Here is a 12,829-nt window from a genome sequence, read left to right on the forward strand (position 1 = left end):
AACCGATCAGCGGCCGGCCTGCTCCGCGCAGGCCGAGCAGATCCGCTGCACGTGGTAGCCACGCGCACGCAGGCGCTCCACCACGCCCTCGCTTCCCAGCAGATGCAGCGCACCGACCACCACCAGCGTGGTCCCGCTGCCTTTGCCGAGCCACTGTTCCAGCCGCGGCACCCAGCGCGCATTGCGCTCGACATTGATCTGCCGATACAGCGCAGGGTAGTGCTGCCGCATCTGTTCGGCCATCTGCGTGGACAGGCTGCGCACATCGCCATTGCGCCACGCGGCATGCAGCTGACGCAGCTGGTCGGTGGCGCCGGCGTCGTCCAGCGACTCTTCCAGCAACTGATGCTGCTCGGCGGGCGACATGCCATCGAGCAAGGCGATCTGCTCTTCGGCACGCTCCAGCCCATCGGCCGGTTTGCCGCTGGCCTGCGCCTGCGCCATCAGGTAATGGTCCAGGCCTGCGTTCGGGTCCATGCCTTGCCGGCTCATCTCCGCCAGGCTGATCGTCAGCGCCACGAACCAGGGTTCCAGGGGCTGCAAGCTGTCCACCGGCATCCCGTGCTTGCGGGCGTAGGCGGTCAGCGCCTGCCAGGTCTTCGGATCCAGTGCATCCTGCAAGCGATGTCCGTCGCTGCGCCGCGCCGCCTGCAGCATGCGGCCTGCCAGCTCGGGAGATTGCGCATCGGCCGGCGGCAATTCGAATACCAGCCGGTCGGCCTTGGCGAATGCCTGCATCACATCCGGCGACAAGGGGTAATCGCTGGGCTTGAGCACATGGAACGAGCCCAGCAGATACAGCGTGCCGCCCTTGCCATCGACCTTCCACAACAACGGCACCGGCGGACCGGCCGGCGCGTCGTTGCCAGCACGTGCCCAGGTCGGCGCGACCGCCCCGCTCCACAGCGCCAGAGCGATGACCGCACCGCCGCACCAGGCTGCCAGCCGGGTGCGCATGCTTGCCTTTACCACGTCGGTCTCTCCACGTCAGTGCGGCACCTTGTAGGTTTTCTCGCCCGCCGACACCGCCAGGTCGATGCGGTTTTCCGGCGGCGGCAGCGGACAGGTCGCAAAGGGAGTGAACGCGCACGGCGGGTTGTAGGCACGATTGAAATCGACGACCACATGCCCGGAGGCGTCGGGCACGTCCAGGTCGAGAAAGCGCCCGGCCGGATAGCTGCCGTGCCCACTGGTGCGATCGGCGAACACCACGAACATCGGCCGCCCGGGTTCGCCGATGGCCTCCAGCCGATACGCCTTGCCATCGCGCTCGAAGGCGATTGCCCCGGCGTTGGGCTGTTCGCTGCTGATGCCGACGATGTCCACGATCGGAATGGTCTTGCCGACATCGTTGGGCACATAGCGCGCGCTGATGCGCCAGGACGGATCGGCCGGCCAGTACTCCAGCCCGGCGAAGTGGCTGCGCGACGGCGCGTCGGCATGCTTGACCCGCAACGCATTGCGGTCGCCGCGATGGATCAGGCTCAACACGCCCTTGCCGCCATCGAAATGGATGAAGGTCGGCTGCGGGTCGCGGTCGGACTGGAACCGGATCCTGCCGGTCAGCGGCTTGCCATCGACGCTCACTGCCGCGCCGCGCTCGGGCACGAACCAGACCGTGTCGGCCTCGGTCGCGACCATGCCCATCTTGGGCGGCCCGACCGCCAGCCTGATGCCGCTGTCGGCGCTGCTGCCGATGTAATGCGCCTTCAGCGAGAGCCAGTGCAGACCGACCAGGCTGGTCCAGCCATCGGGTGCACGCAACTGCGTCAATCGCGCTTCGCGCCAGGCGGCGTTGTCGACCAGGAAGGCCTTGTCAAGTGCGATCGCCGCCGCCGGTGGCGGTGCGTCCTTGCCGCAGCCGGCCAGTGCTGCGCACACCAGCATGCCGAGCAGCCAGTGGTTCCCCTTGTGCAATGCAGCCATCAGCGCCCCCTCAGGAACCAACGATCGATTTCGCCCAGCGTAAACCGTGCCCAGGTCGGCCGGCCATGGTTGCATTGGCCCGAGCGCTCGGTGATTTCCATATCGCGCAGCAGTGCGTTCATTTCCGGCACGGTCAGGCGCCGGTTCGCGCGCACCGCGCCATGGCACGCCATCGTGGAAAGCAGTTCGTCGCGCGCACTGGCAATGCGCCGGCTCTGGCCATGCTCGCGCAGATCGCCAAGCACATCGCGCAACAGCGCTTCCGGTTCGGCATTGGCAAGCAGCGCGGGAATGCTGCGCACATGCAGCGACTGCGGGCCGGCGCGGGTGATCTCGAAGCCCAGGCTGGCCAACGTGTCGGCTTCGCGCTCGGCGGTGTCGGCCTCGCGCTCGCCCACCGCCAGCGTCATCGGCACCAGCAACGGCTGCGCATGCAGGCCGATGCTGTCGTGCGCGTTCTTGAGGCGCTCGTAGCCGATGCGTTCGTGCGCGGCGTGCATGTCCACCACGATCAGGCCTTCGGCGTTCTCGGCCAGGATGTAGATGCCGTGCAACTGCGCGACGGCATACCCCAGCGGCGGCACGCCACTGTCCACGGCAGTCGCCGGCAAGCCCATTCCCGCGCCCTCCGGCAAGGCGGCAGACTGTTGCTGCGCGCCACTGGGCGGCGGCGCATACAACGCGCTGTAGGCCGCGCGCGCCTCGTCCACGCGCAGGCCCAGCGGGGTCTGCGATGGCGTCCAGTGGCCGTAGCCGGCACCGCCGCCACTGCTGCGTCCGCCACCGTAGTCCGGACGATTCAGCATGCCGCCCGGCGCCGCACCCGCGTCGCTGGCGCCATCCGTGCCGATGCTGTTGGGCATCGCGCCGGCGCGCGTCTGCGCCAGCGCGTCCTGCAAGGTGCGGTAGACGAAGTCGTGGATCAGCCGCGCCTCGCGGAAACGCACCTCGTGCTTGGCTGGATGCACGTTGACGTCCACGCGCGCCGGATCCAGTTCCAGGAACAGCACGTAGGCGGGTTGGCGCCCATGGAACAGCACATCGCCATAGGCCATCTTGACCGCGTGCGCGACGCTGCGATCCCGCACCGAGCGGCCATTGACGTAGAGATACTGCTGGTCGGTACTGGCGCGCGAGTAATGCGGCTGTGCGACCCAGCCATGCAGCCGCAAACCGGCGCCGCTGTGATCGACGCGCAAGGCCTGCCGCGCGAAATCCTCGCCCAGGGTTTCGCCCAGACGCGCATCCGAATAAAGATCGCCGGGCTTGTAGCGACGCGACGGTTTGCCGTTGTGCGAAACCCGCAATTCCACATCCGGGCGCGCCAACGCCAACGAGCGCAGCCATTCTTCGATATGCCCCAGCTCGGTGCGCTCGGCACGCAGGAACTTGCGCCGCGCCGGCACGTTGAAGAACAGCTCGCGCACTTCGACCGTGGTGCCGGGCGCGTGCGCGCGTGGCACCACCTCACCCAGGCGCCCGCCGTCGATCTCCAGTGCGGAGCCATGTTCGGCATCGTGGCGACGCGAGATCAGGGTGAAACGGCTGACCGAGGCGATCGACGGCAGGGCTTCGCCGCGAAAACCGAGTGTGGCCACGGTCTCCAGATCGTCCAGCGATGCGATCTTGCTGGTGGCATGCCGCGACACCGCCAGCGGCAGTTCGTCGGGGGTGATGCCGCCGCCGTTGTCGCGGATGCGGATCAGCCGCACGCCGCCTTCTTCCAGCTCGATATCCACGCGGGTGGCGCCGGCATCGAGTGCGTTTTCGACCAGTTCCTTGACCACGGACGCAGGCCGCTCGACGACTTCGCCGGCGGCAATCTGGTTGATCAGGATCTCGGGGAGCTGACGGATCGCCATCAGCACGGGCGCTCGCGCTGGACGCAGACCGGCAAGCGCATCGAGGGTGTAACAGGCAAGGCGGACGTCGGCACGGCAATCCGGCGGCGCGCAGGCGCCGTCATCTAAGGAATCAGTGCGGAATGATAGCCGAGCGGCTCAGCGGCTGCCGCCGGCCACGGTGCCGACACCGGCATCGGCTTCGGCCTGCGCACGTGCGGCAAACAGGGTGCCCGGCGGCGGCTGGCGGGTAAAGAAGGTATCGATGCCATCCAGCACGGCCGCGGCGATCTTGCGCTGGTAAGCCGGATCGATCAGACGGCGTTCTTCGTCCGGATTGGAAATGAAGGCGGTTTCCACCAGCATCGCCGGCATGTCGGAGGTGCGCAGCACCGCAAAGTTGGCGCGTTCCAGCTGCGGCTTGTGATTGTTGCCGATCCGCTTGAGACCGCCCAGCACGTGCCCTGCCGCATCTTCGGAGGCCTTCATGTGGCCGCTCTGCGCCAGATCCAGCAGCACATTGGCCAGCGTGCTTTCGGTCTGCTGTAGACGCACGCCGCCGACCAGGTCGGCGGCATTTTCCTTGTCGGCCAGCCAGCGTGCGCGCTGCGAGGAGGCGCCCTTGGTCGACAGCACATAGACGGACGAGCCGGTCGCGCTGCGGTTCTCGGCAGCATCGGCGTGGACCGAGATGAAGATATCGGCCTTGGCAGCACGTGCCTTCTGCGCGCGCATCGGCAGCGGAATGAACACGTCGGTATCGCGCGTCAGGTACGCCTTCATGCCGGGCGTGGCATTGATCTGGCGCGCCAGTTCACGACCCACTGCCAGGGTGACGTCCTTTTCGCGCTTGCCGGTGGGGCCCATGGCGCCGGGATCCTGGCCGCCGTGTCCCGGATCGATCGCGACGATCAGCGGCCGCATGCCCGGTGCCATCTTGATCCGCGAGGCCTCGCTGGGCAGCACCGGACGCGGAGGCAGATCGTCGCCATCCGCCGCGACGACGCTGCCGGTTGTCGCATTCGGCGTGGCGGCCATGGCATTACCGGACACAGCGCCCAGCGGCGCATTACCGCCATTCAAGATGACAGCCGGCGATGCGGCGCTGCCTGTCATCGCCGAGGAGGGCGAGGCACCGGCAGTAGAGACGGTGACACGATTCGGGGTATTGCTGGCGGTGCTTGCTGGCGCGGCCGAGCTGGTCGTCAGCGCGGTCGTGGCCGTGCCTGGACGCGGTGTCGGCACGCCGGTAGCCACCGTGGTCGGCACAGGTGCCTGAGTCACGCTGGGCATGGCCGCGGCAGGTACATAAGGCGCGGGCGCCGGAGCAGGCGGCACCACCGACGCGCGTTGCGCAGACGCCGCCAAGGCAGCGGTTGCGCGGGCAGCTTCGGATTGGGCATCGGCCGGGCGCGGCGGCGGCATCACTGCAGGGGTGGTTGCGTCGGCGGCCACCTTGCCGGCGGATACCGGCGGATCGCCCGGCCACTCGATCACCAACGTCGATGCGCTGCCGAGCGTCTGCATCTGCGGCTTCAATGGCGTGACCGGCGTTGCCAACTCGAAGACCACCCGGAAGGTGCCGGGCACCGGTTGACCGGTACGCACCGACGTCACCAGGCCGGCAGCAGGCGGCAGCTTGAGGCCACGCACACCCGAGGAATCGGGAAAATCCACCACCAGCCGATTGGGGTTGGCCAGCGACAGCGTCTTGAATCCGCCGCTACCGGCGAGCTGAATCTCGGCACGCGTGCCGGTGGCACCGGTGCTGACGCCAACGCCCTTGATTTCGCCGGCCCACGCAGCAAAAACCGCCAGGCTGAGGCTGGCGGTCAGGGCGGAAACACAGAACTGGCGGAACCCCGGTGTCATGGCGCTGGATTCAATCACCCAAACGTGTGAATTGCAAGGTGATTTCCCTTAATAATCCACAACCTGGCGTTCATTCTTCCTGTGAGCTGACAAAAAGGGACTGCAACTCAGGCAGCTCCGACAGCCGCGCCAGCCAGTCGCGCCCGGTTTCGCTGCGGCCCAGCAACGTCACGCTGCGTCCATCGCCGTCGACCGCCAGCTCCACGTCCAGATCCACCGGCGGCAATGCACCAGCGCCGCGTTCCGGCCATTCGACCAGCCACAGGCTCGCGCTGCCCTCGTCGAGCCCGAGAAAATCCAGTTCCCCGGCCTGCCCGATGCGGTACAGATCCAGGTGCCAGGCCTCATCGCCAGTGTTGAGCGGATAGCGCTCGATCAGGGTGTAGGTGGGGCTGCGAATCGGACCGGTGACGCCGAGCGCGCGCAGCAACGCGCGCGCCAATGTGGACTTGCCTGCGCCGAGATCGCCGTGCAGTTGCACCATCGCGCGGGTGGGCCGTACCGCAGCCAGGGCCTGCCCCAGGGTTTCGGTGGCCTGCGCATCGACCAGTCGTGCGCTGCGTTGGCTCATACGATGGCTCCGACATTGGCGAGGCGGCGCAGTTCGGGCAGCAGATCGGTCGGCAGCAGGCCACGCTCGCCCGCGCGCGCAGCCGCATCGCCGGCGCAGGCATGTAACAGGGCGCCCAGGCTGGCGGCATCGAAGGGCGACCAGCCCTGCGCCAGCAAGGCTGCGATCACGCCCGTCAGCAGGTCGCCCATGCCGCCGACCGCCATGCCCGGATTGCCGGCATCGATGATGCGCGGCACCGCGTGCGGCGCGGCGATGACGCTGCCGGCGCCCTTGAGCACCACCACTGCATCAAAACGTTTGGCCAATGCGTCTGCGGCAGCCAGCCGATCCTGTTGAATCTGCCTGGTCGACATCCCCAGCAGCCGGCCGGCCTCGCCGGGATGCGGGGTCAACACGCGCGGGCCGCGCGTCGGCACCGGGTTGGCGGCCAGCAGATTCAGGCCATCGGCATCGATGACGACGGCGCTATCCGACGCCAGCACCGTACGCCACAGCTGCTGCGCCCAGGCGTCCTGGCCCAGGCCCGGCCCCAGTGCGACCACGTCGGCCGCGTCGACCAGGGCGGCGATGTCGTCGTCGGCCTGCACAGAACGCACCATCGCTTCCGGGCAGCGCGCCAGCAGCGGCGCGACGTGCTCGGCACGGGTGGCGACCTGCACCAGCCCTGCCCCGCTGCGCAGGGCCGCTTCGGCGGTGAGCATGATCGCGCCGCCGCTGCCGAGGTTGCCGCCGACACACAGCACGCGCCCGGACTCGCCCTTGTGCGTATTGCGTCGCCGCGGGCGCAACTGCGCGGCCAGGGCGTCGATCTCCCAGCTGTGCGCGGCCGGCACCAGCCCGTCGAATGCGGCATCGGGCACGTCCAGCGACGCGATTGCGCGCGTGCCGGCATGCTCCAGCGCATCGCCGGTGTAGAGCCCCAGGTGCGGCACGATGAACTGCAAGGTGGCGTCTGCGCGCACTGCGGCAGCGAAGGCCACGCCGTCATCGGCATCGATGCCGCTGGGCACATCCAGTGCGAGCACCGGCACACCGGCGGCGTTGACGGCGTCGATCAAGGCGGCGGTCTCGGCGTCGGGCGCGCGGTTGAGACCGATGCCGAACAGCGCATCGACGATCACATCAGCCTGCGCCAGCGGCGAGGGAAACAGTTCGATCGCACCGCCCACGCCCAGATAGTCGGTACAGGCGCGTTGCGCCAGCGACGAGGCCGGGCCGTGCTCGGCAAGATGCACCACCTGCACCTGGCGCCCGGCTCGCTGCGCCAGGCGTGCCAGCACATAGCCGTCGCCGCCGTTGTTGCCGGTGCCGCACACCACCACGATGCGGCGCGCCTGCGGCCAGCGTTCCAGCAGATGCTGCCAGGCGGCCTGCCCGGCGCGCTGCATCAAGATGTAGCCGTCGCCGCCGAGCAGCGTGGTGGCCTGCGTGTCCAGCCTGCGCGCGGAGGCGGTGTCGTAAAGATCGAGCGGTGCGTACATGCCGGGAATTCTATACTTGTCGCCATGTCTGCCGTCCTTGCCCGCCCCGACCCCACCGACGCTGCCGCGCGCATCCGTGCGCTCGCGCGCGAGGCCGGCTTCCAACGCTGCGGCATTACCGGCATCGAGCTCGGCGAAGACGAGGGACACCTGCGCAGCTGGCTGGAAGAAGGCCTGTACGGGACCATGCACTGGATGGCCCAGCACGGCGACAAGCGTTCGCGCCCGCAGGAGCTGGTGCCGGGCACCTTGCGCGTACTGTCGGTCGGCATGGACTACGGCCGCAAGGACGACACTGAGGCCTGGAACACCTTGCACGACGGCCGCCGCGCCTACGTGGCGCGGTACGCGCTGGGGCGCGACTATCACAAGCTGATGCGCAACCGGCTGCAGAAACTGGCCGAGCGTATCCAGGGCGAAGTCGGCGCGTTCGGCTATCGGGTCTTCGTCGATTCGGCGCCGGTGCTGGAGCGCGCACTGGCACGCAACGCGGGCCTTGGCTGGATCGGCAAACACACCTGCCTGATCGATCGCAATGGCGGGTCGTGGTTCTTCCTGGGCGAGATCTACCTCGATCTGCCCTTGCCCATCGACACCCCGGCCACTGCGCATTGCGGCACCTGCACGCGCTGCATCGACATCTGCCCGACCCAGGCCATCATCGCCCCGTACCGGCTGGATGCGCGCCGCTGCATCGCCTATCTCACCATCGAACACGAGGGCGCGATTCCCGAGCAGATGCGCAAGCCGATCGGCAACCGCATCTTCGGTTGCGACGACTGCCAGCTGGTCTGCCCCTGGAACAAGTTCGCCCAGCGCACCGACGAAGCCGATTTCCGCGCCCGCAACGAACTGGATGTGGCAACGCTGCCGCAACTGTTCGCCTGGGACGAAGCCACCTTCCTGCGCCGCACCGAAGGCAGCCCGATCCGCCGCAGCGGCCATCAGCGGTGGTTGCGCAACATCGCCGTCGGCCTGGGCAATGCGCCCGGCACGCCGGAGGTGCTGGCGGCGCTGGAGGCGCGCCGCCACGACGACTCGGAGCTGGTGCGCGAACACGTGGGCTGGGCGCTGGCGCAACACGGTTTGTAGGTTGCCGCCCGATGCGCTCACGCAGACGCATCGCCGCTGCGGGATAATGCGGCCATGGCCGACCGCAACGAACAGATCCTCACCCCCAGCCAGCTCAACACGCTGGCACGCGACCTGCTGGAAGGCAGCTTCCCGCTGGTGTGGGTGGAAGCAGAGCTGAGCAGCGTCACGCGCCCGTCCTCGGGCCATCTGTACTTCACGCTCAAGGATGCGCGCGCGCAAGTCCGGTGCGCGATGTTCAAGCCCAAGAGCACCTGGCTGAAGTTCCAGCCGCGCGAAGGGCTGCGTGTGCTCGCGCGCGGACGTCTCACCCTGTACGAAGCCCGCGGCGACTACCAGCTGGTACTCGACCACATGGAGGAGGCCGGCGAAGGCGCCTTGCGTCGCGCCTTCGACGAATTGCGTGCGCGCCTGGCTGCCGAAGGCCTGTTCGATGCCGAGCGCAAGCAGCCGTTGCCGGCGCATGTGCGGCGGCTGGCGGTGATCACCTCGCCCAGCGGTGCGGCGGTGCGCGATGTGCTCAGCGTCCTGGCGCGCCGCTTTCCGTTGCTGGAAGTGGACCTGCTGCCCTCGCTGGTGCAGGGCGACAGCGCCGCGGCGCAGATCACCTCGTTGCTGCAGCGCGCCGATGCGTCCGGGCGTTACGACGTCATTCTGATCACCCGTGGCGGTGGCTCGCTGGAGGACCTGTGGGCCTTCAACGACGAACGCCTGGCCCGCGCGATTGCCGCCGCGCACACACCGGTGGTATCGGCGGTCGGGCACGAGACCGACTTCAGCCTCAGCGATTTCGTGGCCGACGTGCGCGCCCCCACGCCCTCGGTGGCAGCCGAACTGCTGGTGCCCGATCAGCGCGAGCTGGTCGCGCGCGTGCGGCGTGCGCATGCGCGCATGGCCCAGCTGCAGCAGCATGCGCTGGGCAATGCGATGCAGCGCGCCGACCGGCTCGCCCTGCGCCTGCGTGCGCACAGCCCGCAGGCGCGGCTGCAACTGCTGCAACGCCGGCAGCAGGACGCCGGCCGCCAGCTGCGCGCGCGCATGACCCAGGTGCTGGAGCGTCTGCAGGCACGCGTGCAACGGACGCAGGCGCGCCTGCACGCACATAACCCGCAACGCGATCTGGCCACGCTGCAACAACGACTACGCGCACTGCATCCGCAGGCAGCGATGCAGCGGCGCCTGCAGCACGATCAACTGCGGCTGCGCAGCCTGGCACGCTCGCTGGAAGCGGTCAGCCCGCTCGCCACCGTCGCGCGTGGCTATGCCATCGTGACCCGCCCCGCCGATGGCAGCGTGGTGCGCAGCGCCGCCGAGGTAAGCGCCGGCGAGCGCCTGCGTGCGCAGCTGGCCGATGGCAGCATCGAGCTGCGGGTCGAACCGGGCGGCAACTGACATCCAGAAGGCATCACGCGCTTTCTAACCGTGACTGGGCGTCTGCGCCGCCTGCTGCCAGCCCTGCATCAGCAGCCCGGCCAGCGCCACCGGATCATGGTCGAAATGATGCCGCCCGGACGCGTCACCACCTGCACGCCACGCGCGCCCAACTCAGGGCCCAGCGCGTCCTTTGCCTGATCGCCGTAGATGCATTGCAGGCGACGCGCGTCCAGCGACTGGATCGCCGCTCAGCATTTCGGCAAGCCGCTGGCCGTCCTGCGCATGGCCGCTGTCGGGCAACACCACCACCATGGCCTTCGGCGTGCCTTCCGGACGTAGCACTTTCACCGAGCGGTAATGCCCGGCGGTGTTTCCGTTATGCAGATGACGCGCCACGGCGTAGCCGCTGCCGCCGATCAGCAGTACTGCGACGACCCAACGAAACACTTTGATTCCCCAGCCCATCACCACAATCCTCGCAAGCGCTGGCGCTTGGACTGCGACGAAGGCGACCGGTTCCGCCGCGATTGCAGGCAGTGTTCGCCGCGGTTAAGCCTGCGCGCCCTGTCTTGCGGCGGGACCAGCCTGGAAACTGCTCGGTCGTCGCCAGCGATAGGTCACTTCGACGTGGACATGGCACCCGGACAGCACCACGATCAGCGATCGATGTCCGTGCAGGCGTAACCGCGCTTGCGCACCGGCTTGCACCTGTGCCTAGATCCCGCGCGCCAGGCGGAAGCCGATCCGTGCGCTGGTGCTGTCCGAGTCCTGCGACTGCCGCCAGGCCGCACGCGTCTGCTGCGGCGAATTGGCCCAGCTGCCGCCGCGGATCATGCGCTGCCGGCAGCCGGGGTTGAACCACGCCGCACCGTCGGCCGGCGCGCGACGGTAGCTGGCATGCCAGCAGTCGGCCACCCACTCGCTCAGGTTGCCTCCCATGTCGTGCAGCCCCCAGGCGTTGGCGCGGAAGCTGCCGACCGGTGCCGGGCCCCAGAAGCCGTCGCCGTAGCCGACGAAGCCGTTGTTCCAGTGCCGGCCGCTGCGCGAGACATCGTTGCCGCCGGTGAAGTTGCCCGCGTCCAGCGGCGGCGAGCCGGCATTGCCCCAGGGATAGCGCCCGGTGGTGCCGGCACGCACCGCGTATTCGAACTCGGCCTCGCTGGGCACGTGGTAATGGCGGCCGGTCTGTTCCGACAGCCAGCTCGCATAGGCTTCGGCGTCGCGGATGCTGACGTGCATCACCGGACTGTTGGGTGCGGCCTGCGCGCCGTTGTAGTCGGACTGCCAATCCACCCCGCTGCGGCGGATGAAGTTGCCGCTGCGCTCGTCGTACACCACCGAATGCCCGCGTCGGGTGGCACGCGGGCGGGCGCCGGTCGCCTCGATGAACTGGCGGAACTCGGCGACCGTCACTTCGGTGATCGACAACGCAAAGCCGCGCGCGAAACGCACGTAATGCGACGGGCGCTCGTTGTCGGAGGCGCCGGGCTCGGCATCGCCTGCACCCATCTGGAACGCGCCATGCGGCACCACGATCATCTGCGGGCCGCGCCCGCCGACCTTGAGCCCATCGGTGAACACCTGCCCGGGGCGGAAGCTGCCGTAATGGGTGGCCAATTCCAGCCGCCGACGCAGATCGCCGGCCACCGCATCGCCCGGATCGGCGATGCGCAACACTTCTGCCAGTGTTTCGCCAGCTGCCTTGAGGCCGCGCGGCGAGGTGAGATCGTGCAGGCCGGCGTCGTGCAAGGCGGCGATCTGGGCACGGCGCATGCGCTCGATGCGCGCACGTGCGTCGGCAATGGTCGGTGCGCGCTCACGCACCGGCCCGGCCATCTGCAACCAGTAGCGTGCGCCGATGAAGTCGCTCGCCTCGGCTGCCTGTTCGGCGCGTGCCAGCAGGCCGCTTTCCACCGCAGCCAGCCCCTGGCGCGTGCGCGGATTATCCGGATCCAGCTGCGCCGCATCGCGAAAGTTCACCAACGCCCCGTTGCCGTCCTCGCCCAGGCGGCCGCCGCGCAGATCCTCCTCGCCGGCACGGTTGAAGCTCAGCACCCGCTGCGCGGTTTCCACCGCCCGTTGCAATGCCCGCACCGTCGGATCCTGCGGAGCGAGCGCCAGCGCCACGATGGCCAGCTCACGCGCCTGTTCCAGCGCACTGTCCTGACGGTCGGTCTGCTCGATCAGCGCTTGGCCACGCTCGATCAACCGGCGCCGCGCCTGCTCCAGCCCGCGACGGCTGGACGCGTCCTTGCCGTCGGCGCGCTGCTGGATCGCCAGATACAACGGAATCGCGTCGTCCGCATTGCGATACAGCCGGTCGTCCTGCAACGCCTGGTCGGCGCGCTTGCGCGCCTGGGCCAGCGTCTCATCGCCCAGGTCGACCGGTGGCGGCTGCCAGTGCGCCACGGTCTCTGCGGATTCTTCGCCACCGATGGACACATTCGGCTTGCCCGGCGCCGCAGCGGCGGCTGCAGGTCGCGGCGCTGCGGCAGGCGCCGGCGTCGGTGTCCGCGAACAGGCGCACACGCTTAGCGCAACCAATGCCCACGCTGCGATCCGGTTACCGCACTCACCCACCACCTGCTCCTTCCAGTGCTCTGCCGCACGACAGGCGATCGCGACGTTAGGCTATTCTGCGCGTTCTGCGCAAACCCTCGCTGTCGACG

Annotated in this window: 10 protein-coding genes and 1 pseudogene; 2 read left to right on the top strand and 9 right to left on the bottom strand. The window is 68.8% G+C overall.

The genetic code is table 11. The features are described 5' to 3' along the window. Nucleotides 1-6: 6 nt before the first annotated feature. From XaplCFBP3123_RS08200 to XaplCFBP3123_RS08225, 6 genes are all read right to left on the bottom strand, one after another. Nucleotides 7-957 (bottom strand): TraB/GumN family protein, encoded by a 951-nt coding sequence (locus XaplCFBP3123_RS08200; protein WP_104533591.1) that lies wholly within the window; start codon nt 955-957, stop codon nt 7-9. A 30-nt stretch (nt 958-987) separates the two neighbouring features. Further along, nucleotides 988-1,926 (bottom strand): DUF1684 domain-containing protein, encoded by a 939-nt coding sequence (locus tag XaplCFBP3123_RS08205; protein ID WP_104533592.1) that lies wholly within the window; start codon nt 1,924-1,926, stop codon nt 988-990. Continuing rightward, nucleotides 1,926-3,788, bottom strand: coding sequence for a DNA mismatch repair endonuclease MutL (gene mutL / locus XaplCFBP3123_RS08210; protein WP_104533813.1), 1,863 nt, complete (start codon nt 3,786-3,788; stop codon nt 1,926-1,928). Before mutL ends, XaplCFBP3123_RS08205 begins: the two co-directional genes overlap by 1 nt. 138 nt (nt 3,789-3,926) lie before the next feature. After that, a complete protein-coding gene (locus tag XaplCFBP3123_RS08215; RefSeq protein ID WP_104533593.1) occupies nt 3,927-5,639 on the bottom strand; it encodes an N-acetylmuramoyl-L-alanine amidase in 1,713 nt (570 codons plus the stop codon). 70 nt (nt 5,640-5,709) lie between these two features. Further along, nucleotides 5,710-6,210, bottom strand: a complete 501-nt coding sequence (tsaE, locus tag XaplCFBP3123_RS08220; RefSeq protein WP_104533594.1) for a tRNA (adenosine(37)-N6)-threonylcarbamoyltransferase complex ATPase subunit type 1 TsaE — start codon at nt 6,208-6,210, stop codon at nt 5,710-5,712. Beyond that, nucleotides 6,207-7,694, bottom strand: a complete 1,488-nt coding sequence (locus tag XaplCFBP3123_RS08225; RefSeq protein ID WP_104533595.1) for an NAD(P)H-hydrate dehydratase — start codon at nt 7,692-7,694, stop codon at nt 6,207-6,209. The genes tsaE and XaplCFBP3123_RS08225 overlap by 4 nt, the downstream gene beginning before the upstream one ends. Nucleotides 7,695-7,718: 24 nt before the next feature. Between XaplCFBP3123_RS08225 and queG the strand changes: the two genes are divergently transcribed. Both queG and xseA read left to right on the top strand, forming a co-directional pair. Then, nucleotides 7,719-8,786 carry a tRNA epoxyqueuosine(34) reductase QueG gene (gene queG / locus XaplCFBP3123_RS08230; RefSeq protein WP_104533596.1) on the top strand — a complete coding sequence of 356 codons (1,068 nt, stop codon included), beginning with the start codon at nt 7,719-7,721 and terminating at the stop codon, nt 8,784-8,786. A 54-nt stretch (nt 8,787-8,840) separates the two neighbouring features. Next, on the top strand, nt 8,841-10,178 hold the full coding sequence (gene xseA, locus XaplCFBP3123_RS08235; RefSeq protein WP_104533597.1) for an exodeoxyribonuclease VII large subunit: 1,338 nt from the start codon (nt 8,841-8,843) through the stop codon (nt 10,176-10,178). Between the two features lie 68 nt (nt 10,179-10,246). Here xseA and XaplCFBP3123_RS21890 read toward each other — a convergent pair whose 3' ends face one another. From XaplCFBP3123_RS21890 to XaplCFBP3123_RS08250, 3 genes and pseudogenes are all read right to left on the bottom strand, one after another. Further along, nucleotides 10,247-10,402, bottom strand: a complete 156-nt coding sequence (locus tag XaplCFBP3123_RS21890) for an AcvB/VirJ family lysyl-phosphatidylglycerol hydrolase (protein WP_104533598.1) — start codon at nt 10,400-10,402, stop codon at nt 10,247-10,249. Continuing rightward, nucleotides 10,401-10,625, bottom strand: a pseudogene (locus tag XaplCFBP3123_RS08245) (virulence factor); the annotation flags it as partial. The pseudogene XaplCFBP3123_RS08245 and the gene XaplCFBP3123_RS21890, both read right to left, overlap by 2 nt. 249 nt (nt 10,626-10,874) lie before the next feature. Continuing rightward, nucleotides 10,875-12,740, bottom strand: coding sequence for a formylglycine-generating enzyme family protein (locus XaplCFBP3123_RS08250; protein WP_172453157.1), 1,866 nt, complete (start codon nt 12,738-12,740; stop codon nt 10,875-10,877). Nucleotides 12,741-12,829 lie beyond the last annotated feature (89 nt).

Source organism: Xanthomonas arboricola pv. populi (assembly GCF_002939945.1).
GTDB lineage: Bacteria > Pseudomonadota > Gammaproteobacteria > Xanthomonadales > Xanthomonadaceae > Xanthomonas > Xanthomonas arboricola_A.

What these genes read in the sequence shown, in the direction of transcription:
- XaplCFBP3123_RS08200 (WP_104533591.1), bottom strand. Translation starts at nt 957, where the DNA reads ATGCGCACCCGGCTGGCAGCCTGGTGCGGCGGTGCGGTCATCGCTCTG.
- XaplCFBP3123_RS08205 (WP_104533592.1), bottom strand. Translation starts at nt 1,926, where the DNA reads ATGGCTGCATTGCACAAGGGGAACCACTGGCTGCTCGGCATGCTGGTG.
- mutL (WP_104533813.1), bottom strand. Translation starts at nt 3,788, where the DNA reads ATGGCGATCCGTCAGCTCCCCGAGATCCTGATCAACCAGATTGCCGCC.
- XaplCFBP3123_RS08215 (WP_104533593.1), bottom strand. Translation starts at nt 5,639, where the DNA reads ATGACACCGGGGTTCCGCCAGTTCTGTGTTTCCGCCCTGACCGCCAGC.
- tsaE (WP_104533594.1), bottom strand. Translation starts at nt 6,210, where the DNA reads ATGAGCCAACGCAGCGCACGACTGGTCGATGCGCAGGCCACCGAAACC.
- XaplCFBP3123_RS08225 (WP_104533595.1), bottom strand. Translation starts at nt 7,694, where the DNA reads ATGTACGCACCGCTCGATCTTTACGACACCGCCTCCGCGCGCAGGCTG.
- queG (WP_104533596.1), top strand. Translation starts at nt 7,719, where the DNA reads ATGTCTGCCGTCCTTGCCCGCCCCGACCCCACCGACGCTGCCGCGCGC.
- xseA (WP_104533597.1), top strand. Translation starts at nt 8,841, where the DNA reads ATGGCCGACCGCAACGAACAGATCCTCACCCCCAGCCAGCTCAACACG.